Below are 22,202 nucleotides of genomic sequence, written 5' to 3' on the forward strand. Positions count from 1 at the left end.
GTCATGACCAACGCTGTCATCGTCGACGTCGTCCGTACCGCTGTCGGTAAGGGCAAGCCGGGTGGCGCCCTGTCCGGCACCCACCCCGTCGAACTCCTCGCTCACGTCCTGCGCTCGCTCGTCGAGCGCAACGGCATCGACCCCGCGCAGGTCGACGACGTGATCGGCGGCTGCGTCGCCCAGGTCGGCGAGCAGTCCCTCAACATCTCGCGCACCGCGCTCCTCGCCGCCGGCTTCCCCGAGTCGGTGCCCGCGACCACCATCGACCGCCAGTGCGGGTCGAGCCAGCAGGCCGCGCACTTCGCCGCGCAGGGCGTCATCGCCGGTGCCTACGACCTGGTCATCGCGTGTGGTGTCGAGTCGATGAGCCGCATCCCGATGGGCACCGCCACCCTCGGCAAGGACACCCACGGCCCGAGCGTGCGTGCCCGCTACCCCGAGGGCCTGGTCAACCAGGGCATCTCCGCCGAGCTCATCGCCGCGAAGTGGAAGTTCGACCGCGACGCCCTCGACGCCTACTCCGCGCAGTCGCACCAGCGTGCCGCTGCCGCCTACGAGGCCGGATACTTCGACAAGGAGATCGTCCCGATCACCGTCGAGAACGCCGCGGGCGAACAGGTGCAGCACACCGTCGACGAGACGCTGCGCGCCTCCACCACCGCCGAGGGTCTCGCCGGCCTCAAGCCCTCCTTCTACACCGAGGAGTACGCGGCCCGCTTCCCCGAGGCGCAGTGGGTCATCACCCCCGGCAACTCGTCGCCGCTCACCGACGGCGCGTCGGCCGCGCTCATCATGAGCGAGGAGATGGCGAACAAGCTGGGCCTGACCCCGCGCGCCCGCTTCCACTCGTTCTCCGTCGCCGGCGACGACCCGGTCTTCATGCTCACCGCCCCGATCCCGGCCACGCAGAAGGTGCTTGCCCGCGCGGGTCTGGGCATCGACGACATCGACGCCTACGAGGTCAACGAGGCGTTCGCGCCCGTGCCGCTCGCCTGGGCCCACGAACTCGGTGCCGACCCGGCCAAGCTCAACCCGTGGGGTGGCGCGATCGCGCTCGGCCATGCGCTCGGGTCGTCGGGTACCCGCCTGCTGTCGACCCTCGTCAACCACCTCGAGGCCACCGGCGGTCGCTACGGCCTGCAGACCATGTGCGAGGGCGCGGGCATGGCCAACGCCACGATCATCGAACGTCTCTGACGTCGACGACGTACCGAAAAGCTCCGAACCACAACCACTCTCGAAAGGGTAATCAATGATCGTCAACGACAGCGTCGCCGTCGTCACCGGTGGTGCCTCCGGCCTCGGTCTCGCCACCGTCAAGGCCCTCCTGAACGACGGCGCGCAGATCGTCATCATCGATCTGCCGTCGTCCAACGGTGAGACCATCGCCAAGGAGCTCGGCGACCGCGTCCGCTTCGTCGCCGCCGACGTCACCGACGAGGCCGCCGTCACCGAGGCCCTCGACGTCGCCGAGTCGCTCGGACCCGTGCGTGTCGCGGTGAACTGCGCCGGCATCGGCAACGCGATCAAGACCGTCAGCAAGAAGGGCGCCTTCCCGCTCGACGCGTTCAAGAAGGTCGTCGACGTCAACCTCTTCGGCACGTTCAACGTCATCCGTCTCGCCGCCGAGCGCATCGCCAAGACCGAGCCGATCGACGGCGAGCGCGGCGTCATCATCAACACCGCCTCCGTCGCCGCCTTCGACGGCCAGATCGGCCAGGCCGCCTACTCGGCGTCCAAGGGTGGCGTCGTCGGCATGACCCTGCCGATCGCTCGCGACCTCGCGTCGCTGCTCATCCGCGTCGTCACCATCGCGCCGGGCCTGTTCAAGACCCCGCTGCTCGGCTCGCTGCCGGAGGAGGCCCAGGCCTCGCTCGGTGCACAGGTTCCGCACCCGGCCCGCCTCGGCGATCCGTCCGAGTACGGTGCCCTCGCCGCCCACATCGTCTCCAACCCGATGCTCAACGGCGAGGTCATCCGCCTCGACGGCGCGATCCGAATGGCTCCGCGCTGACCCGAGCACCGACTGTGAGAGGAGGGGGTCGATGACCCCGGCATACGAGGCCGAGGAATCCGACACGCCCCACGCGGACGTGCAGTCCGCGGACTGGCGGGAGTTCCAGCCTCTGGGGCTCGACCCCATCCTCGAACACGCCCTGGAAGCGTTCAGCGAGAACGGCTTCCACGGCACCACCGTCCGCGACCTGGCCCGCCGGGTCGGCGTGACGGTGCCCGCGCTGTACTACCACTACGAGAACAAGGAAGCCGTTCTCGTCACGCTGCTCGACGCCGCCGTCCTCGACCTCATCGACCGTGTCTCGGCCGCGGTCGCGGACGGCGGCGACGACCCGGTCGCCCGCTTCGTCAACGCCGTCGAGGCGATCGTGCTGAACATGACCCATCGCGCACAGCGTTCGGGCCTGGATTCCGAAGTGCGCCACATCTCCCCGGAGAACCGCCGTACCTACGCCGCGACCCGCAAACGTCTCGAGCTGATGATGCTCGACCTGGTGCGCGAAGGCGTCGACCAGCAGGTGTTCGACGTCGACGACGTCGAGGAGGCCGTGCGTGCTCTCCTCGGGATGTTCCAGTCCATCGTCCGCTGGTACCAGCTCGACGGTCCCCTCACTCCCGCTCAGGTCGCGCAGCGCTACATCGTGATCGCACTGCGGATCGTCGGTCATCGTCCGACCGCCTGAGAGCCTTTCGAACCGCCTCCACTGCAAGGAGTCCATGCCGTGCTGACCACCGCCTTCACCGAAACCTTCGGCGTCCGCCATCCCATCGTGCAGGGAGGGATGCAGTGGGTCGGCCGCGCCGAACTCGTCGCCGCGGTCGCCAACGCCGGCGCACTCGGCATGATCACCGCTCTGACGCAGCCGACCCCCGAGGATCTGGCGAAGGAGATCGAGCGCACCCGCGAACTCACCGACCAGCCGTTCGGCGTCAACCTCACGATCCTGCCGGCGATCGACCCGCCGCCCTACGAGGAGTACCGCCAGGTCATCATCGACTCGGGCGTGAAGATCGTCGAGACGGCCGGATCGAATCCCGCGCCGCACCTGCCCGACTTCCACGCCGCCGGGATCAAGGTGCTGCACAAGTGCACCAGCGTCCGGCACGCCGTCAAGGCACAGGACATCGGTGTCGACGGCATCAGCATCGACGGTTTCGAATGCGCCGGGCACCCCGGTGAGGACGACGTCCCCGGCCTCGTGCTCATCGCCGCCGCAGCCGAGAAGATCACCATCCCGATGATCGCCTCCGGCGGATTCGGTGACGGTCGCGGTCTCGTCGCGGCGCTGGCACTGGGCGCCGACGGCATCAACATGGGCACCCGGTTCATGTGCACCGAGGAATCGCCGATCCACCGCAACATCAAGGAAGCCATCGTCGCGGCGGACGAGACCGACACCGAACTCATCTTCCGTCCGTTGCGCAACACTTCGCGCGTCGCCAGCAACACCGTCAGCCGCGAGGTCGTCGAGATCCTCGACCGCGGAGGGCAGTTCGAGGACGTGCGCGAACTCGTCGCCGGTGCCCGCGGTCGCCTCGTCTACGAGAACGGCGACCCTGAGGCCGGCATCTGGACGGTCGGCACCGTCCAGGGAATCATCCACGACATCCCCACCGCGGGAGAACTCGTCGAGCGCATCGTCGCCGACGCCGAGAGCCTCATCGCGGAGCGTCTGAGCGGCATGATGTCGCGCGTGAACGCCTAGGAGAAGCCATGAAACGCAACCATTTCGACGACGACCACGAGGCGTACCGGGAGACCGTGCGCGAGTTCCTCGCCCGCGAGATCGAACCGAACTACGAGCGGTGGGAGGAGGAGCGCCTCGTCGACCGGTCGGCGTGGATCGCCGCGGGCAAGTCCGGCATCGTCGGCCTCGGCGTACCCGAGGAGTTCGGCGGTTCGGGCGTGACCGACTACCGCTTCCGGCACATCGTGCAGGAGGAGATCGCGCGCACCGGCACGACCTCCTTCGGCGCGGGACTCGCACTGCAGGACGACATCGCGATCCCGTACATCCTCCATCTCGGCACGGAGGAGCAGAAGGCGCGCTGGTTGCCGGCACTGGCCACCGGCGAACGAATCGGCGCGATCGCCATGACCGAACCGGGCGCCGGATCCGACCTGCAGGGTGTGAAGACCACCGCCGTGCGCGACGGCGACGAGTGGGTGATCAACGGCCAGAAGACCTTCATCACCAACGGAATCCACTCCGATCTCGTCATCGTGGTGTGCCGCACCGACCCGAGTGCGGGGTCGAAGGGCTTCTCGCTCATCGTCGTCGAGCGCGACACCCCCGGTTTCAGCCGGGGCCGCAAGCTCCACAAGGTCGGTCTCGCCGCGCAGGACACCGCCGAGCTGAGCTTCGAGGACGCCCGCGTCCCCGCCGGGAACCTCCTCGGCACCGAGGGGCGCGGCTTCGTGCACCTGATGGAGAACCTCGCGCTCGAACGCATCGGCATCGCCGTCAGCGCCATCACCTCCGCGCGGGCCGCCTACGAGTGGACCGCGCAGTACGTCTTCGAGCGCAAGGCATTCGGCAAGCCCATCGGCGACCTGCAGAACACCCGGTTCGCGCTCGCCGAGATGCTCACCGAGATCGAGATCACCGAGTCGCACGTCGACCGGTGCGTCCTCGCCCTCAACGCCGGGGAGCTGACTCCCGTGGATGCGTCGAAGGCGAAATGGTGGGCGACCGAATTGCAGAAGCGCGTCGTCGACCGCTGCGTGCAGCTGCACGGCGGGTACGGCTACATGATGGAGTACCCGATCGGGCGCGCCTACGTCGATGCACGCATCCAGACGATCTACGGTGGCACCTCGGAGATCATGAAGGAGATCATCGGCCGCGACATCGCTGCCGGGTACGCGTAATCGTTTCAGGGAAGAGGGATCCGATGTTCGACCTCACAGGCAGGCGCGCTCTCGTCACGGGTGGTTCCGCGGGGATCGGTCTCGGCATGGCCCGGGGCCTCGCCCGTGCCGGCGCCGACGTCACTCTGTGGGGCCGGAGCGAGGACAAACTCGCGAAGGCCGCGGCCGACATCGGGCGGTTCGCCGGCCGCGTGGCCACCCGCGCGGTCGACGTCTCCGACGAGCAGGCCGTGACCGACGGTGTCGCGGCGCTCGTCGACGACTTCGGTGGGCTCGACATCGTCGTGGTCAACGCCGGCATCGGATCGTCGCTGCAGAAGTTCCACGAGTCGACGACCGAGCGGTACCGCGACGTCATGGCCACGAACGTCGACGGTGCGTTCTTCACGATGCGGGAGACCTCGCGTGTGCTCGTCGAGCAGGGCGCCGGGGGTTCGATGATCGTCACGTCGAGCCTCGGTGCGCTGCAGGGCGCCGGACGCAACCAGCCGTACGCGGCGAGCAAGGCCGCGGTACTCGCGCTCGCGAACGGCTGTGCCGTCGAGTTCGCGCGTCACCGGATCAGGGTCAACAGCGTGCTGCCGGGCTGGATCGCCACCGACATGACAGGTCCGCTGCAGGAATCCGACGCCTTCAACTCGAACGTCATCGGCCGCGTGCCGCTCGGCAGGTGGGGCACCCCGGAGGATTTCGAAGGCATCGCCGTCTATCTCGCGAGCGATGCGTCGTCCTTCCAGACGGGCAGCACGACGCTCATCGACGGTGGTTACAGCATGTTCTGACCGGTCCTAGGATGGTCCGGTGAACCAGCATCCCGCGATTCGTGACCGTGTGATCAGAGTGAGCGCCGTCGTTCTCCGCAACGCCGCCGGTGAGGTGCTCACCGTGCGGAAGCGGAACACGTCGCGGTTCATGCTGCCCGGAGGCAAGCCGGATCCGGGGGAGACCCCGGCCGAGACCGCCGTGCGCGAGTGCGCCGAGGAACTGGGCGCCGAACTGGATCTGTCGTCGTTGCGTCTCGTCGGGGTCTTCGACGCCGAGGCCGCCAACGAGCCCGGTTACCGGCTCGAAGGAACCGTCTACGAACACCCGCTCGTGGAAGTCGCCGGTGCCGCCGCGGAGATCGCGGAGACGCGCTGGCTCGACCCGGCCGCCCTTCCGCTCCCCGGCGATCTCGCGCCGCTGCTCGAGCACCACGTCCTTCCCGCTCTCGCGTCGGCCTCCCGATAATCCTGTTTTCACAGAGGTATTGCGCAGTTCTCATCCATGGGGAAATGTGGTGAGGGCAGTCACATCGCACATCACGGAAGGTCTCCCATGGCGCTCACCGCTCTGCTCGAACTCGAATTCAAGGCCGACTCCCTCGACGACGCGAAGAAGGTCATGACCCGCGTGCTCGACGAGACGCGACAGTTCGACGGATGCGACGGCATCGAGATCCTCGTGGATCAGAAGGACGAGGCCCGCTGGGTGGTCGTGGAGAAGTGGCGCTCGGCCGAGCACGACGCCGCCTACCGCAAGTTCCGCGCCGGCGAGGGCGCCATCACCGACCTCGGACCCCTCCTGGCGGGAGCACCGAAGCTCGAGCACTTCACCACCCTCTGAGTCCCCACCGGAGCGCGGGCGGAGTCGGTCGTCACCCGGCGGAACGCGGACGGTAGGGTGACCCCCGGGGCGGACGTGTGCCGTTTGCCTCGAAGTGACATCGACTGTGGAGGTAACCGGGCATGTTGGAACTCTTCGGCGTCATCGTCGTGTGGCTCACCGTGGCCGTCGTCGCTGTCGGAACCGTCATCATGTTCGTCGTTTCGACGCTCAGCCCGCACTTCGGTCAGCGCAAGGCCAAGGGACCCCGCCTCGACAAGGCGACCGCGGCCCGCAACAAGTAGCACCCGGTACCGATCGCGAAGAGCGCCTCAGCCCCAGCCCAGCTGGTGGAGGCGCTCTTCGTTGATTCCGAAATAGTGCGCGATCTCGTGGACGACGGTGACGAGTACCTCGTGCACGACGTCGTCGTCGCTCTCGCAGATGTCGAGGATCGCGTCGCGGTAGATCGTGATCGTGTCCGGTAGCGATCCCGCGTAGTGGCTGTCGCGCTCGGTCAGCGCGACGCCCTGATACAGACCCAGCAGGTCGGGTTCTTCCTCGTGGCGCGGCTCGACGAGGACCACGACGTTGTCGATCGCCCGCGCGAGTTCGCGGGGGATCTCGTCGAGCGCTTCCGAGACGAGCTCTTCGAAGTGCTCGTCCTCCATGTGTACCGGCACGTCACGACCCCGGCAGGGGAACGGCGCCCGGCAACGGCGTCGGCAGCGACCGGCCTTCCGGCACGGGCGGCGGCGGCACGGGCGGCTGGCCGTCGATGAGGATGTCGCCCTTGGCGCTGCCGGTGATCGACGAGAAGCCGCCTCCCTCGACCTGCTTGCCGATCGAGCAGTTCACCTTGCGGCTGCCCGCGAGCCAGCTGTCGTAGTCGAGGTTGTCCCAGAACAGCGTGAGGGTCTTGTTGCGCAGGGCCTCGGGGTCGCCGAGGTACTCGTCGACCAGGCGCGTGCAGGTCTCCTCGAGATAGCCGTCCTGGTCCTCGATGCTCGGCAGCCCGCCGGGGAACTGCCCACCGAGGTCGACGACCGCGACGACCTCGAAGGCGTGCGGCTTGGAACACTCCACCGGGTCGGCAGGCACACCGTTGTTGATGCCGATGCAGACACCGACGTCCCAGGCCCGCGACTGGTCCTGATCGGCGACCCGGCCCTTGATGGGCAGCAGGTTGCCGGTGGTCGACGAGAACTGCAGACCGCACCGCAGCGTGCGCTCGCCGGCCGCCCAGCCCGCCTCGCCGGGGTTGATGAGGCCGATGCTGAACTTGCCGTGCGGGTCGAACCGGCCGTCGAGATAGTCCATCGCGGCGGGTGCGCACTGCTCGTCGCGCAGCTCGGTGAAACGCGTGACCGACGGGAAGCGTGATCCCGGTCCCCATTCGGTGCCGGGATACAGGCTCAGGTCGATGTCGGCGACCACCTCGAACAGATGCGTCTCGGCGCAGTCGACCTTCGTGAGGTCGCTCGCGTCGAGAGCACTCCAGGTCAGGCAATCGCCGGCGGTGGCAGTACCGAACGCTTCCCCCGCGACCGCGCCGGTCGTGCTGATGCCGGCGCCGGCGCTGTCGTCCCCGCCGTCGGCGCCCTGGAACCCCGCGACGACGAACGTCGCGATCGCCGCCAGGACGGCACCGGCCGCGACGAGCACGAGGGCGCGTCGGGTCAACCGCGCCGAGGGCGGGCGCCGGTCGGGCTTGGGCTTGTTGTCTTCGGCCATCACTTCCATCATGCCTGTTCGAGTGGACGCAGGTAGTTTCGGCTCATGGTCGACGACCCGATCGATCCCGAGATTCTCGAGATCGCCAAGCAGACCTTCGACGCCGCCCGCCAGGGAGACGTCGAGACCCTCACCGCGTACGTCGATGCCGGGGTGCCGGTGAACCTCACCAACGAGACCGGCGACACGCTGCTCATGCTGGCGTCCTACCACGGTCATGCCGAGGCCGTACAGGCCCTGGTCGAGCGGGGAGCCGACGTGAACCGGCTCAACGACCGCGGCCAGTCACCTCTCGCGGGTGCGGTCTTCAAGGGTGTCGAGGCAGTGGTGCGGGTGCTCGCCGAGGCCGGCGCCGACCCGCATCACGGGCACCCCACCGCGGAGGACACAGCGAAGATGTTCGGGCGCGACGACTACCTGGAACTCTGGCAGCGGTAGGCTTCGATTCCGTGATCGACCTCAAGTTCCTCCGCGAGAATCCCGACGCCGTCCGCGAGTCGCAGCGCATGCGGGGAGAGGACCCGGGCCTCGTCGACGTGCTGCTCGAGGCCGACGCCTCCCGTCGCGCCGCGGTCCTCGCAGGCGACAACGCACGCGCCGAGCAGAAGGCCCTGGGCAAGAAGGTCGGCAAGGCGTCCCCCGAGGAACGCCCCGCGCTGCTCGACGGCGCCAAGGAGCTGGCCGCGAAGGTCAAGGAACTCGAGGCCGAGCAGCACGCCGCGCAGGAGGCCTTCGATCGCGCGCACCTCGCGATCTCCAACGTCGTGCAGGACGGCGTGCCCGCCGGCGGCGAGGACGACTTCGTCACACTCGAGACCGTCGGCGAGCTGCCCACCTTCGACTTCGAACCGAAGGACCACCTCGCGCTCGGCGAGTCGCTCGGGCTCATCGACATGGAGCGCGGCGCCAAGGTCTCCGGTGCCCGGTTCTACTTCCTCACCGGTTACGGCGCGCTGCTGCAGCTGGGTCTGCTGCAGCTCGCCGCCCAGAAGGCCACCGCGAACGGGTTCACGATGATGATCCCGCCCGTGCTCGTGCGTCCCGAGGTCATGCAGGGCACCGGCTTCCTCGGCCAGCACGCCGACGAGGTGTACCGGCTCGAGGAGGACGACCTCTACCTCGTGGGCACCTCCGAGGTGCCGCTCGCGGGCTACCACTCGGGCGAGATCCTCGACCTGTCGAAGGGGCCGAAGCGCTACGCGGGCTGGTCGTCGTGCTTCCGTCGCGAGGCGGGCAGCTACGGTAAGGACACCCGCGGCATCATCCGCGTGCACCAGTTCGACAAGGTCGAGATGTTCGTCTACTGCCGGCCCGAGGAGGCCGCGGCGGAGCACGAGCGTCTGCTGGCCTGGGAGCGCGACATGCTCGCCGCCATCGACGTGCCGTACCGCGTCATCGACGTCGCCGCCGGAGATCTCGGGTCGTCGGCGTCCCGCAAGTTCGACTGCGAGGCGTGGGTGCCCACGCAGGAGCGCTACCGCGAGCTCACGTCGACGTCGAACTGCACCACCTTCCAGGCGCGTCGCCTCAACGTCCGGTACCGCGACGAGAACGGCAAGCCGCAGACCGCCGCGACCCTCAACGGCACGCTCGCGACCACCCGTTGGCTCGTGGCGCTGCTCGAGAACCATCAGCAGGCCGACGGTTCGGTGAAGGTGCCCGAGGCCCTCGTCCCGTTCGTGGGACGCGAGGTGCTCGAACCCGCCGGCTGATCTTCATCCGCTACAGAATCGGCTTCCCGCTACGGCAATTGCCGTAGCGGGAAGCCATTTTCGTAAGGGATGCAGTTGTCAGCGCAGGATCAGGCAGGTGGTCGAGCCCGTCGCGAGCAGGCGGCCCTCGGAGTCGCGGGCCTCGCCGCGCGCCGTCGCCGTGCGACGTCCGGTGTGCTCGCAGAAACCCTGCACACGGATGACGCCCTTACCGGTCTGCACCGGGCGGACGTAGCGCACCTGCAGGTCGAGGGTCGTGTACCCGACCCCGGCCTCGAGAGTGCTCGACACGCAGAAGCCCATCGCGGTGTCGAAGAGGGTGGCGAGCACGCCGCCGTGGATGCTGCCCACCGCGTTGGCGTGGAACTCCTGCGGCTCGAGGGTGACCTCGGCGAAGCCCTCGCCGGCATCGGTGACGGTGAAGCCGAGCGTGCGGGAGGTGGGGTGGTGCGGGATCGTCCCGTCGATCAGCCCGAGCAGGAAGTCGAGTCCGTGCATGTCGCGGTTGGCCGCCGACGTCGGTGCCGGGTCCTCCCACGTGTAGGTACGCTGCCGCTGCTGTTGCTCGTCCGTGCTCACGATGACCGACCGTATCCCACCTCCGGAGGGGTGACATGTGGAGCCGGGCGTGCCATTCTCGTTGCATGCGCCGTCGATGTTGATCCGATCCGGTGACCTCGCTGTCCGCGCGGGTGGTCGCGTACGCGTCCGTCCGTGAGTTCGTGCCGCTCTACGGCCTGTACGCGCTGCTGTTCGAGGATCACGGTCTCGACACCCGCTCGATCTCGTCGCTGTTCGTCCTGTGGTCCGTGGTTGCCTTCGTCTCCGAGGTGCCGTCGGGTGCGTGGGCCGACACCGTCTCCCGTCGCGGTCTGCTGTTCGGCAGCGGCGCCCTCCTCACCGCCGCGTTCACGACGTGGCTGATCTGGCCCGGTTACTGGGGGTTCGCGCTCGGTTTCGTCCTGTGGGGCATCAGCGAGTCGATGAAATCCGGCACCTTCGAGGCCCTCGTCTACGACGAACTCGCCGCGCGCGGGTGCGAACACCGGTACGCGGCGATCATGGGATACGCCAACGCGGGTGAGATGACGTGTGTCTTCGTCGCGATCCTCACGGCGGCACCGCTGTTCGAACTCGGTGGGTACGCGCTCGTGGGCTGGGTCTCGGTCGCGATCACCGTCGTCGACATCGCGCTCGTGGGAACGCTTCCGGCTGCACCGAAGGTGGAGGAGGCCGACGAGATCGCCGGCAGCGGCGACACCGTCCTCGTCCGCTACATGTCGTCGCTGCGGGCCGGCACGTCCGAGATCCGCACCGACCGGGCGGTGCGACGATCGGTCGTCCTCGCGGCCGCGCTGCTCGCCTGCCTTGCCTTCGACGAGTACTTCGCTCTCCTCGCACGCGAATCGGGAGCGGAGACCGGATTCGTGCCGGTGCTGGTCGCGCTGACGGCCGTCGGGCAGGTGGTCGGTGCCGCGACCGCCGGACGGACGGCGACGATGAGCGGCCGCACCATGGGTGCCGTCGTGATGGTCGGATCGGTACTGATCGCCGGTGGTGCCCTCGCGGGAGGGATCGCCGGGTTCACGGCGATCGGTGTGGGTTACGGCGCTCTGCACAACACGGCGATCGTCGCCGAGGCGCGCCTGCAGGACACGATGTCCGGTCGTGCCCGGGCGACCGTCTCGTCCGTCGTCGGCCTGACGAGCGAGGTGCTGTCGGTGGCGATCTTCGCCGCCTACGCGCTCGGCTCGCTGTGGTTGCCGATGGCGGTGCTGGTCGCGGTGACGGTGCTCCCACTGGTCGGGCTGGGCGTGGTCGCGCCGAGGCTGTTGCCCGCGGCGCGACCCGCCGCGACCGAACGGGAGCGGTGACTACCGGGTGCGGATCACAGCTTGGTGCTGCGCAGTTCGTGACCCTTCGACGTCTTGCAGCGGCCCGATTCGAGATCCCACTGCCAGCCGTGCAGGTTGCAGGTCAGCGTGGTGCCGTCGACGACACCGAACTTCGACAGGTCCGCCTTCAGGTGCGGGCAGCGACGCTGGATCTCGTAGCCGCCCAACTCGATCGACGCCGAGTCGTCGTGTGCCTCGGCGAACCAGCCGTCGGCGTACGCGATGCGCTCGTCGGTCAGGCACTTGAAGAAGGTGTAGAGGAACTCGTTGTATCCGCCGATGCGCCAGGCCGTGAACCGGGTGGACAGGAAGATCGTGTTGACCCAGTCGGGCTCGTCGTCGCGCAGCACCGTGCGCACGAGCTCGGGAGCGATGCGGAAACCGTAGCGGTACTTGCCTTCTCCCTCGATGGGTTCGCGCACGACGCGCTTCGGGAAGTCGAGCACCACGGTCTCGTCGCCCATCACCAGACCCACCGGATAACCGATGCCGTCGCAGATGAGATCGGACTGCGCCATGATCGGCTCGAACTTCGCCTTGAGCGCGGGCAGCAGCGGCTCGCCCTCGGCGGGCGCCCAGGCCGCCTTCTGCGCCGCGATCACCGGAGCGAAACGCTGCGCCATGTCCTCGATGTAGACGGCCTTGTTCGTGAAGATCGCCTCGACCTGCTCGTCGGGGATCGGGTGCGTGAGCGTCATGTGCTCGCTGCCCTTCAGATCCACCACCGAACCCGGGATCATGAGCAGACCGCCCTCGCGGCCGTGGATGCGCAGCTGCTCGAGGAAGACCTGCTGGTCGGGGAAGATGTTGCCCTCGTCGCCGTGGTCGTCGTTGAGGTCGCGCAGGTCGTCGTCGAGGAAGACCGGCGGACCGGCGGACGGCACGATCCACGTCGCGTCGACCTGGTCGATGTAGCTGCGGCAACGGTCCATGCCGCGCTGGCGCTTCTGCTTGCCGAAGTTGGCCTTGGTCTTCTTCGGGATGTCGTAGACCATCGGGTACCAGATGGCGCCCGAGTACTGCAGCAGGTGGATGTCGATCTTCCCGAACGCCTCGTGCATGACGTCCATGTCGATCGGCCGCGCGTCGTTCATGTTGAACACGGTCGACTCGCCGTCGGAGACGATCAGGCCCGAGTCGCCGATCGGTCCGTCGGCCGGCGCGCGCAGCGCGATGATCATGATGTCGAGATCGCCCTCGGGCCCACTCACCGTGTGCTTGACGGAGTCGGTGGTCTCGAAGAATTTCGAGAAGCCGAGCTTCTCGAGCTCGCGACGCAGGTCCGGCACCGGATAGTCGGGCAGCAGGACGGTCGCGTCCTTGTTGACGTGCTTGCTCAGCGTGTCGGGATCGAAGTGATCCTTGTGCAGATGCGAGACGTACAGGTAGTCGACGTTGCCGAGAGCGTCCCAGTCGAGACCGGTGTTGTCCGGGAAGGGCACCCACGAGGCGAAGTACGCGGGCGTGACCCACGGATCGCACAGGATGGACCCCGCTTCGGTCTGGATGTGGAAACCGGCGTGTCCGACGCTGGTGATCTGCACTTCGTACCCTCCTGACGTGCTGACCGACGCCTACCAGGGTAGGCGCCGCCCGTCAGTCCATTGCGCCCAGGCAGTACCCGTTGCTCCCCGTCGTGAGCAGGACCACCAGGTCACGGGGTGTGTCGGCCTCCACGATCGGAATCGTCACACTCGTGTACGCCTCCGAGATCGGCGTGACGGAGGCGGCCGCGGCGTCGAAGGATTCGAGGTCGCCGAGGACGTCGGGATCGGTGGCCAGCGGCGGCACGCCCGGGTTCCCGGTACCCCACGGATCCCATGTGCCCCGCGCCTCACACACCAGCGGGTACCGCTCCTCGGTGTCGTCCGGGTGCACCGGCTCACCGATCGCCCGTCCCAGGAATCGTTCGACGGCGTAGCGGGCGTCCTCGTCGGTGTAGCCCGGCGCACCGGTCGGGTTCACGTACGGGCACGCGTAGCCGGACGCGATCTCGCTGCGCAGGACGGACACGTCGATGCCGCCGGCCGACCACGTCACCGCGTACTGGCCGTCCCTGCCCGGCTGTTGCACCGCGGCGGTGATCGCGTCGACGTCGGCGTACATCTGCCGGGCCCGCTCCGGGGCGATCGTCCAGCACCTGCCCACCACATCGACGCCGCCGGCGAGGTCGTTCGTCCACGCCTGCAGCGCCGCGGTGGCGGCGGGATTGCCGGGGACGTCCCCGACGACCACCGTGGGCGTCGCGGCGGGGGTGGTGGTCTCCTCGACGGTGTCCACCGCGCTCGGCTCCGGACTCTCGGACGGGATGCCGGACTGCCCGTCGCCCTCGCAACCGGTGACGGTGAGGACGACGGCGACGGCGAGGCCGGCGAGTGCGAGTACGTCGGGCTTTCGGGGGAGGGTGCGCACAGCTTTGCCTTTCGACGATGATCACGGTCGTTCCTCCACCGGGGCCCCGCTAGGCTGACCGGCGTGGAACCCTTCTATCGGACCATCATCGGTGTCGCCCGCACGCTCTTCGCAGCGCAAGGGCTGAAATTCTCGATCACCGGGGCGGAGAACATCCCGGCGACGGGTGGCGCGGTCATCGCGATCAACCACACCGGCTACATGGACTTCACCTACGCCGGGATCCCCGCCCGGGCCACCAAGCGGTACATCCGCTTCATGGCGAAGAAGGAAGTCTTCGACCACAAGGTCTCCGGCCCCATGATGCGCGCGATGAAGCACATCCCCGTCGACCGCGGCGACGCCGGCGAGTCCTACCGACTCGCCGTGGAGGCGCTGCGTGCCGGGCAGCTCGTGGGCGTGTTCCCCGAGGAGACGATCAGCCGCAGCTTCGAGCTCAAGGCGTTCCGGTCCGGTGCGGCGCGGATGGCGAACGAAGCCGGTGTCCCGGTGGTCCCCATGGTCATCTGGGGGTCGCAGCGGGTGTGGACGAAGGGCCACCCGAAGCGGCTCGGACGTACGAACACCCCGATCACCATCGAGGTGGGCGCCCCCATCCAGCCGTTCGAGCCGGCAGCGGAGATGACCGCGCAGCTCCACGCGACCATGGAGGAGATGCTCCACCGGGTCCAGGACGGTTACACCCACGAGTCCGGTGCCTACTGGGTGCCCCGCCGGCTGGGCGGATCCGCGCCGACCCTCGAGGAGGCGACCGCCCTGGACGAGGCCGCGGCCGCCGAGCGCCGCGCGCGGAAGGCCCGCGAACGTGCCGCCCGTGAAGGTGCTGCCGGTAGCGGCAACGACGACGCAGGCGGCGACCGCGGTACTTCGGCACAATGACGGAGTGAACGCAGAGTCGAGTCGAGAGCCGTATCGGGACCACAGCACGGACGCGGTGCGTCCTGCGTCCACGGACGCGTCGCGTCCCGGATTGGTGGCCACGGACGTGGACGGCACCCTGATCGACGACACCGAGAAGGTGTCCGATCGGACCCGCGCCGTGGTGCATGCGGTCGTCGACTCCGGTGTTCCGTTCGTCCTGGCCACCGGCCGCCCGCCGCGCTGGATCGCGCCGGTGGTCGAGGAGCTGGGTTACGCGCCGATGGCGGTGTGCGCGAACGGTGCCGTGCTCTACGACAGTTCCACCGACCGGGTGCTCAGCGCCGCGGTGCTCGAGGTCGACGAACTGGCGTGGCTCGCCGAGGTGGCCTCGTCGGTACTTCCCGGTTGCGGTCTGGCCGCGGAGCGGGTGGGGGAGCGGGCCCACGACGCCGCGACGCCGCAGTTCGTCAGCGCTCCCGGTTACGAGCACGCCTGGCTGAATCCGGACAACACCGAACTCGCCGAGCACGAGGTGATCGGTGAGCCCGCCATCAAGCTGCTCGTCCGGCTCCCCGGCGCGACCAGCCGGGAGATGGCGGAGGCTCTCGTGCCGAAACTGCATGGGCTGGTCGACGTGACCTATTCGACGACCCACGGACTCATCGAGATCTCCGCGGCGGGGGTCACGAAGGCGTCCGGTCTCCAGGAGATGGCCCGGCTGCTCGGCGTCTCACACGAGAATCTCGCGGCCTTCGGCGACATGCCCAACGACATCCCGATGCTGACGATGGCGCGTCACGGTGTGGCGATGGAGAACGCGCATCCGGACGCGAAGTCGGTCGCAGACGAAGTCACCGCCACCAACGTCGAGGACGGGGTGGCCCGCGTTCTCGAACGGTGGTGGCGGTGACTCGTTCCTACCGGTGCGCTGCGGGTCAGCCCGCGGGCGCCGGTTCGGGTGCCGGTTCCGGCGCAGGTGCCGGTTCGGGTCCGGGTTCGGGCGCAGGAGCACCCTCGGGTGCGGGTCCTGCGACGTCGGCCGGCTGATCCTGCATCGCCTGGTCGTAGGCGTCGTCGTAGGCGCGCAGCACCTTGGTGACGACACCCGTGACCTCGTTGAAGATCAGCGAGCCGAACTCGAAGTCCGAACGCCAACCGTCCGGCACCCGGTACTCGTCGCTGGTGGGCAACCCCAGCTCACCAGCGTCGAGTCCGTTCTTCTCCCACGCCTTGTAGATCTCGCCGAGTACCGTCCACGTGCCGCCGTTCGGTGACGTGTAGATGGCACCGTTGACGAAGTTCACTCGTTCGAAACCGCTCTTGACCGCGGGAAGGATCGAGGTCACCGCCTGCCCGAGCCGTCCGAGTTCGCCGCCTTCGGCGAGCCACTTCTGGACCAGCGGGTGGCCGCTGAGGCGGATCAGTTCGTCGACGACACCTTCGGCAGTGTCGGCCGAGCCCGAGGCGAGCGCTCCGACGTTGACGTCCGGCACGTTCGGCTTCGGATTCGACGGTGACGGATTCGACGGTGACGGGTTCGAAGGCTGGGGGTTCGAGGGCTGCGGGTTGGACGGCTGCGGGGCAGTGCCACCGCCACCGCCCTTCGCCGCAGCGGCGGCGATGTCGCGGATCTTGCCCATCTGCGAGTAGCCGGCATCACCCGGGCAGCTGGTGTTGCCCACGTCGCGGTGCGCGAAGATGATCGGCAGATCCACCGCCGCACCGCGCGGGTACGGGGTGAACGACGTGCCCTCGGAGTACATCGTGGTGCGGCCCTTGGGATTCAGTCCCGCGCGGGCCAGACGCCAGCCGAGGAACTTGCCGACCGACTCCACCGCGGCCTGCGGCGGGGCCTGGGTCGAGAAGTCGCCCATCATCGCGATGCCGTGCGTGTTCTCGTTGAACCCACCCGCGTGGGCGCCCTGGACGTTGCGCTCGAGACCACCGGCGCGACCCTCGAAGATCTGGCCGTACTTGTCGACGAGCGTGTTGTATCCGATGTCGCACCAGCCGAGCGTGCGTGCGTGGTACGCGTAGATCGCGCGCACGATCTCGGCCGATTCGGCCTTGGAGTAGTTGTTGCTGCCCGCGGTGTGGTGCACGGTCGCGCCACCGAGGGAGTCGTCGTAGGTCGGGTTCTGGCAGCGCATCGACTCGTCGGCACCCCACTGCTGGCGGGTGATCACCTTCAGGCCGGAGTTGCCGAGCGGGCTCGCGATGTCCTCGAGTCGCGCGTCGGCCTCGCTGCTGCCGGGCGAGATGAGCACGGCGCTGACCGCCTCGGCAGCTGCCTGCAGCGGATTCTCGCGCAGCGGCTTGGACGACGATGCGGGCACGTATCCGAGGTCGGGCGCATCGGCTGCGGGTGCAGCGACCGGCGCGGGTGCCTCGTCGACGGGGACCGGGGCCTCCGCCGGGGCCTCGGGAGCAGGGGCTGCAGGAGCGGGTGCCTCAGGGGCGGGTGCCTCCGGGGCGGGTGCCTCGGGAGCGGGAGCAGGGGCTTCGGGTGCCGGCGGGGCCTCCGCGCCGGCGAGGTTCGGTTCGGGGCCGGGACGCGGCGTCAGCAACACCTGCACCGCACGCGTGGCGCCGACGTAGATCGGTTCCGTGCCGGAGCGTCCCTCGTTCGTGGCGTCGTCGGCGCGGGTCTCGATCGGCTGGGTCGCGGTCCACGGACCCCAGCTGCCGTCGTCGTGCTGCGCGCGGATGAGCGCGTCGGTGGCGGCGACGTCCTCGGCGGCGAGGGCGACGAGGCTGAACGGGGTGTCGCGGGTGAGTTCCTTGACGGTCGCACCGACGCGCTGGACGAGTCCGCCGTTCGGGTCGGGAGCAGTCGTGATCTGCGGGAGCCCGTCGACGATCTCCTTCAGGCTGAGGTCCGGCAGGTTGAGGCCGGTCAGTTCCTCGAGCGGGATGATCAGGTCGGGCACCGAGGCGAGCACGACTTCCGCGATATCGGGTGCCACTGCCTCGACGGTGTCGTTGGCATTCCGGATCTCGGGAGCGGTGCTGGTCAGCCCGGTGACGGCGAAGGGCGTCGCGACGGCCAGGGCGGCGACGGCACCCAGGACGATCGACGGCTTGGGGCGGCGATGCGGCACTGTTTGCTACTCCCTGTCGTTGGTGCTCCAGCGGACGGTTCCGACTTCGGATCGTCCCTTATGTGTCGCTTCCGTAGTCCGGTTCGGACACGAAAGTTCTGTAACTCGTGATTCTTGTGTTGCTTCTGTGACATTTGTTGCCTAGCTCCGTCACTCTTGTCACACTAGACGCAGCAAACCTTAAGCCTCAACCTGAGCTTGAGGATCGGTCGAAATTGTCCGATATCGCGGATCACGAGTTCGCGCCTACAGCGACAACGAGGGAGCAACGTCATGTCACGACAGTCCATCGGGCGCAGAGGCAAGATCCGGAGGCGGCGCATCATCCTCGGCAGGCCGCTGCGCAACGGATGGCGTCCCTCCGTCGCCCGTGCTGCCGCGATCGGGGTCGCTCCCGCGCTGCTCGTCGGAGCCGGCGTCGGCGCGCTCGTCCAGAGCAACCAGGCGGCACCGGGTGTCGTGCAAGCGGTTTCGGCCGACACTCCCTTCACGTTCAGCGGCTTCGGTCACGGCCACGGTCGCGGCATGGGGCAGTGGGGTGCCTACGGCTACGCCCAGGACGGGTGGACCGCCGAACGGATCATCGGCCACTACTACGGCGGCACCGAACTCGGCACGGTCGACGACGCGATGATCGCGGTGCGTCTCATGGCCCGCGACGACCACACCCTCGACGTCTACTCCGACACCGGCATGATCGTCGCCGGCAAGCAGCTCGCGCCCGGTGAGGCCGCGCACCTGACACCCACCCCGGACGGCGGCGCGAACGTCGTCGTCACGGAGGGCTGCAGCGGCGACGTGCTGTGGCAGGCCGCCACCGACCTGCCGTGGGTCGATCCGATCGACCTCGCCGAGGACCGTCCCGCGAACGAGCACCTGACGATGTGCTCGGACGACAAGACCTACCGCGGTGCCCTCGGTGTGGTGCTCGACGGCACCGCCCCGCGCACCGTCAACCGCCTCCACGTCGAGGACTACCTGCGCAGCGTGGTCCCCGCCGAGGCACTGCCCGGCTGGGCCGACACCGGTGGCGCCGAGGCGCTGCGGGCACAGGCCATCGCCGCGCGCTCCTACGCCCTCGCCGAGAAGCGTCACGAGAAGTGGCAGACCTGCGACACCACGGACTGCCAGGTCTACGGCGGGTCGGGCGTCGAGGATCCGCGCACGGACGACGGTGTGCGCACCACCCGCGGAACCGTCCTGATGAAGGACGGCGAGGTCGTGCGCAGCGAGTTCTCCGCCTCCACCGGTGGCTACTCGGCCGGCGGCACCTTCCCGCCCGTCGAGGACGAGGGCGACAAGGTCGCCCCGAACCGCGAATGGGCCAAGACCTTCACGGCGGCCGAGATCGGCAGCAAGTTCGGCGTCGGCGACCTCCAGGCTTTCGAGGTGCTCTCCCGCAACAATCTCGGCCCCGAAGGCGGTCGCGTGACCCGCGTCCGTGTGGTCGGCTCCGACCGCACCATCGAGACGACGGGTGCCGAGGCGCGGACCAAGCTGGGACTGCGCTCCGACTGGTTCACCGTCAAGGAAGGCATCGACGAGGACGCCCCGGAGGTCACTCCGGCACCCGAACCCGGCCCGGAGACCGGCACCGATCCCTTCGGCAGCGGCACCGGCACCTCGCCCATCGAGCAGGCCTACCTGGATCTCGGCGGCGTCGACAGCGTGCTCGGCTCGCCCATCGGCCCCGAGCTGATGCTGCCCGACGAGATCGGCAAGTTCCGGATCTTCACCGGCGGCGCGATCGTGTGGACACCGGACCTCGGTGCTCAGGTCATCGACGCGAGCTTCCTGAAGGACTGGTTCCCGAGCACGGGTAGCGCCGAGTAATCCCACGGCACACCTCGACCGGCCGGTGGCGTTCCGGCACCCCGACGACGAGTGTTGACATTGACGCAACGTCAAGATGCACGCTGGTCGTAGCCGGAAAGAAGAGGAGGTGGGCACGTGCGGGAATGGTCGATCCAGCAACTGGCACGCGCCGCCGGTGTCACCAGCCGCACGCTGCGGCACTACGGCGAGGTGGGGGTGCTGCGTCCGAGCCGCACCGGCAGCAACGGCATGCGGTTCTACGACGAGGACGCACTCGTGCGTCTCCAGCGCATCCTGCTGCTCCGCGACCTGGGGCTGGCCCTGCCCGCGATCCGCGACGTGCTCGCCGGTCACGACGACACCGCGAGCGCACTGCGCACCCACCTCGACCTGCTCGAACACGAGCGCCGGCAGTTGGACCGCCGTATCGCGGCGGTGCGCACCACCTTGGCGAAGACGGAGAGAGGGGAGGAACTCGTGGCAGACGAAGTGTTCGACGGGTTCGACCACACGCAGCACCGGGACGAAGTGATCGAACGGTGGGGCAAGGACGCCTACGACTCGGGCGACCGGTGGTGGCGGGGCATGGACGACGCCGCCAGGCACGACTGGATGAAACAGGTCGAGCAGCTGAACCACGACTGGACCGCGGCGGCCCGGGCCGGGCTGGACCCCGCCGGGCCCGAAGCACAGGACCTCGCGCGGCGGCACGTCGCCTGGCTGTCGTCGATTCCGGGCACCCCGGGAGGCGGCACTGCGGAGGGCAGTCCGCGGGAGTACGTGCTCGGTCTCGCCGACATGTACGTCGAGGACGAGCGTTTCGCAGCGAACTACGGAGGACGTGAAGGCGCCGAATTCGTCCGTGACGCGCTCATCCACTACGTGTGAGTGTGACGGCCCTCTCGGTCCGCCCGGACCGAGAGGGCACCTCCGCGACGGAGTCGCATACCCTGGTCTCCCGTGACTGCTGCATCAGCGCCCCAGCCCTCCACCGGTGAGTACGACCTGATCGTCGTCGGCTCCGGATTCTTCGGACTGACGATCGCCGAGCGCGCGGCCACGCAGCTCGGCAAGCGAGTGCTCGTGATCGAGCGTCGCCACCACCTCGGTGGCAACGCGTACTCCGAGCCCGAGCCGGAAACCGGAATCGAGGTCCACAAGTACGGTGCCCACCTGTTCCACACCTCCAACAAGAGGGTGTGGGACTACGTGAACCAGTTCACCGATTTCACCGGCTACCAGCACCGCGTGTTCGCGATGCACAAGGGCCAGGCCTATCAGTTCCCGATGGGTCTCGGACTGGTGTCGCAGTTCTTCGGCCGGTACTTCAGTCCCGACGAGGCACGCGCCCTCATCAAGGAGCAGGCCGCCGAGATCGACACCGCCGAGGCGAAGAACCTCGAGGAGAAGGCCATCTCCCTGATCGGCCGCCCCCTCTACGAGGCGTTCGTCCGCGACTACACGGCCAAGCAGTGGCAGACCGACCCGAAGGAACTGCCCGCCGGCAACATCACCCGGCTGCCCGTCCGCTACACCTTCGACAACCGCTACTTCAACGACACCTACGAGGGTCTGCCGGTCGACGGTTACACGGCATGGCTCGAGAACATGGCGAAGGACGAGCGGATCGAGGTCCGGCTCGACACCGACTGGTTCGCGGTGCGCGACGAGATCCGCGCGGCCAGCCCCGACGCTCCCGTCGTCTACACCGGCCCGCTCGACCGCTACTTCGACTACTCCGAGGGTCGCCTCGGATGGCGCACCCTCGACTTCGAGACCGAGGTGCTGCCCACCGGCGACTTCCAGGGCACCCCGGTCATGAACTACAACGACGCCGACGTGCCCTACACCCGGATCCACGAGTTCCGGCACTTCCATCCCGAGCGCGACACCTACCCGGCCGACAAGACGGTCATCATGCGGGAGTACTCGCGGTTCGCCGAGAACGACGACGAGCCGTACTACCCGATCAACACCTCCGAGGACCGCGAGAAGCTGGGCGCCTACCGCGCCCTCGCGAAGCAGGAAGCAGCCGAGAACAAGGTGCTCTTCGGTGGCCGACTCGGCACCTACCAGTACCTCGACATGCACATGGCGATCGCCAGCGCGCTGTCGATGTTCGACAACGTCCTGGCCCCGCACTTCGAATCGGGAGCGCCCATCGCCGGGGATGCCTCGTGAGCGCCGCGAAGCACGCCGC

General features: G+C 68.5%; 23 protein-coding genes. 17 read left to right on the forward strand and 6 right to left on the reverse strand.

All coding sequences use genetic code 11. From position 1 onward, the window contains the following. The first annotated feature begins 3 nt into the window (after positions 1-3). The 9 genes from AC0LPE_RS00810 (at position 4) to AC0LPE_RS00850 (ending at position 6,777) form a co-directional block, all read left to right on the forward strand. Positions 4-1,197: a thiolase family protein gene (locus AC0LPE_RS00810; RefSeq protein ID WP_490605436.1), complete on the forward strand. Its 1,194-nt coding sequence runs from the start codon at positions 4-6 to the stop codon at positions 1,195-1,197. Between the two features lie 55 nt (positions 1,198-1,252). Continuing rightward, on the forward strand, positions 1,253-2,014 hold the full coding sequence (locus AC0LPE_RS00815) for a 3-hydroxyacyl-CoA dehydrogenase (RefSeq protein WP_016691832.1): 762 nt from the start codon (positions 1,253-1,255) through the stop codon (positions 2,012-2,014). A gap of 31 nt (positions 2,015-2,045) precedes the next feature. Further along, entirely contained in the window at positions 2,046-2,699 is a 654-nt protein-coding gene (locus tag AC0LPE_RS00820; protein WP_016691833.1) for a TetR/AcrR family transcriptional regulator, read from the forward strand. Positions 2,700-2,738: 39 nt separating this feature from the next. Continuing rightward, entirely contained in the window at positions 2,739-3,722 is a 984-nt protein-coding gene (locus AC0LPE_RS00825) for an NAD(P)H-dependent flavin oxidoreductase (RefSeq protein ID WP_106200813.1), read from the forward strand. 8 nt (positions 3,723-3,730) lie between these two features. Then, positions 3,731-4,888 (forward strand): acyl-CoA dehydrogenase family protein, encoded by a 1,158-nt coding sequence (locus AC0LPE_RS00830; protein ID WP_490605437.1) that lies wholly within the window; start codon positions 3,731-3,733, stop codon positions 4,886-4,888. Positions 4,889-4,911: 23 nt separating this feature from the next. Then, positions 4,912-5,670, forward strand: coding sequence for an SDR family NAD(P)-dependent oxidoreductase (locus AC0LPE_RS00835; RefSeq protein ID WP_490605438.1), 759 nt, complete (start codon positions 4,912-4,914; stop codon positions 5,668-5,670). Between the two features lie 49 nt (positions 5,671-5,719). Beyond that, positions 5,720-6,118 (forward strand): NUDIX hydrolase, encoded by a 399-nt coding sequence (locus tag AC0LPE_RS00840; RefSeq protein WP_443208690.1) that lies wholly within the window; start codon positions 5,720-5,722, stop codon positions 6,116-6,118. Between the two features lie 87 nt (positions 6,119-6,205). After that, complete coding sequence (locus AC0LPE_RS00845; protein WP_490605439.1) at positions 6,206-6,493, forward strand: putative quinol monooxygenase; 288 nt, start codon at positions 6,206-6,208, stop codon at positions 6,491-6,493. A gap of 122 nt (positions 6,494-6,615) precedes the next feature. Further along, complete coding sequence (locus AC0LPE_RS00850) at positions 6,616-6,777, forward strand: hypothetical protein (protein ID WP_016933301.1); 162 nt, start codon at positions 6,616-6,618, stop codon at positions 6,775-6,777. Between the two features lie 27 nt (positions 6,778-6,804). Here AC0LPE_RS00850 and AC0LPE_RS00855 read toward each other — a convergent pair whose 3' ends face one another. Both AC0LPE_RS00855 and AC0LPE_RS00860 read right to left on the reverse strand, forming a co-directional pair. Then, on the reverse strand, positions 6,805-7,143 hold the full coding sequence (locus AC0LPE_RS00855) for a metallopeptidase family protein (RefSeq protein WP_490605440.1): 339 nt from the start codon (positions 7,141-7,143) through the stop codon (positions 6,805-6,807). Positions 7,144-7,156: 13 nt separating this feature from the next. Continuing rightward, positions 7,157-8,215 carry a septum formation family protein gene (locus tag AC0LPE_RS00860; RefSeq protein WP_490606401.1) on the reverse strand — a complete coding sequence of 353 codons (1,059 nt, stop codon included), beginning with the start codon at positions 8,213-8,215 and terminating at the stop codon, positions 7,157-7,159. A gap of 36 nt (positions 8,216-8,251) precedes the next feature. On the opposite strand from AC0LPE_RS00860, the gene AC0LPE_RS00865 reads away from it, so the two are divergent. Further along, entirely contained in the window at positions 8,252-8,644 is a 393-nt protein-coding gene (locus tag AC0LPE_RS00865; RefSeq protein WP_230824126.1) for an ankyrin repeat domain-containing protein, read from the forward strand. A gap of 11 nt (positions 8,645-8,655) precedes the next feature. Continuing rightward, positions 8,656-9,918: a serine--tRNA ligase gene (gene serS / locus AC0LPE_RS00870; protein ID WP_490605441.1), complete on the forward strand. Its 1,263-nt coding sequence runs from the start codon at positions 8,656-8,658 to the stop codon at positions 9,916-9,918. A gap of 78 nt (positions 9,919-9,996) precedes the next feature. Here the strand turns inward: serS and AC0LPE_RS00875 are convergent, their stop codons facing one another. Then, positions 9,997-10,497 (reverse strand): PaaI family thioesterase, encoded by a 501-nt coding sequence (locus tag AC0LPE_RS00875; protein WP_088896834.1) that lies wholly within the window; start codon positions 10,495-10,497, stop codon positions 9,997-9,999. A 92-nt stretch (positions 10,498-10,589) separates the two neighbouring features. Here AC0LPE_RS00875 and AC0LPE_RS00880 point away from each other — a divergent pair, with 92 nt between their 5' ends. Then, a complete protein-coding gene (locus AC0LPE_RS00880; protein WP_423659543.1) occupies positions 10,590-11,792 on the forward strand; it encodes an MFS transporter in 1,203 nt (400 codons plus the stop codon). A 14-nt stretch (positions 11,793-11,806) separates the two neighbouring features. On the opposite strand, the gene AC0LPE_RS00885 is transcribed toward AC0LPE_RS00880, so the two are convergent. After that, positions 11,807-13,357, reverse strand: a complete 1,551-nt coding sequence (locus tag AC0LPE_RS00885; protein WP_088896832.1) for a Rieske 2Fe-2S domain-containing protein — start codon at positions 13,355-13,357, stop codon at positions 11,807-11,809. A 52-nt stretch (positions 13,358-13,409) separates the two neighbouring features. Further along, positions 13,410-14,225 (reverse strand): hypothetical protein, encoded by an 816-nt coding sequence (locus AC0LPE_RS00890; protein ID WP_160876648.1) that lies wholly within the window; start codon positions 14,223-14,225, stop codon positions 13,410-13,412. Positions 14,226-14,288: 63 nt separating this feature from the next. Here AC0LPE_RS00890 and AC0LPE_RS00895 point away from each other — a divergent pair, with 63 nt between their 5' ends. Together AC0LPE_RS00895 and AC0LPE_RS00900 are read left to right on the forward strand one after the other, a co-directional pair. After that, entirely contained in the window at positions 14,289-15,104 is an 816-nt protein-coding gene (locus AC0LPE_RS00895; RefSeq protein ID WP_016692615.1) for a lysophospholipid acyltransferase family protein, read from the forward strand. 55 nt (positions 15,105-15,159) lie between these two features. Next, entirely contained in the window at positions 15,160-15,996 is an 837-nt protein-coding gene (locus tag AC0LPE_RS00900) for an HAD family hydrolase (protein WP_490605442.1), read from the forward strand. Positions 15,997-16,021: 25 nt separating this feature from the next. Here the strand turns inward: AC0LPE_RS00900 and AC0LPE_RS00905 are convergent, their stop codons facing one another. Beyond that, positions 16,022-18,187 carry an N-acetylmuramoyl-L-alanine amidase gene (locus AC0LPE_RS00905; RefSeq protein WP_490605443.1) on the reverse strand — a complete coding sequence of 722 codons (2,166 nt, stop codon included), beginning with the start codon at positions 18,185-18,187 and terminating at the stop codon, positions 16,022-16,024. Between the two features lie 273 nt (positions 18,188-18,460). On the opposite strand from AC0LPE_RS00905, the gene AC0LPE_RS00910 reads away from it, so the two are divergent. From AC0LPE_RS00910 to glf, 3 genes are all read left to right on the forward strand, one after another. Then, positions 18,461-20,020: a SpoIID/LytB domain-containing protein gene (locus AC0LPE_RS00910; RefSeq protein ID WP_016692618.1), complete on the forward strand. Its 1,560-nt coding sequence runs from the start codon at positions 18,461-18,463 to the stop codon at positions 20,018-20,020. A gap of 117 nt (positions 20,021-20,137) precedes the next feature. Further along, a complete protein-coding gene (locus tag AC0LPE_RS00915) occupies positions 20,138-20,890 on the forward strand; it encodes a MerR family transcriptional regulator (protein WP_088896826.1) in 753 nt (250 codons plus the stop codon). Between the two features lie 72 nt (positions 20,891-20,962). Beyond that, complete coding sequence (glf, locus tag AC0LPE_RS00920; protein WP_016692620.1) at positions 20,963-22,183, forward strand: UDP-galactopyranose mutase; 1,221 nt, start codon at positions 20,963-20,965, stop codon at positions 22,181-22,183. Positions 22,184-22,202: the final 19 nt, after the last annotated feature.

Source organism: Rhodococcus sp. S3 (assembly GCF_058211795.1).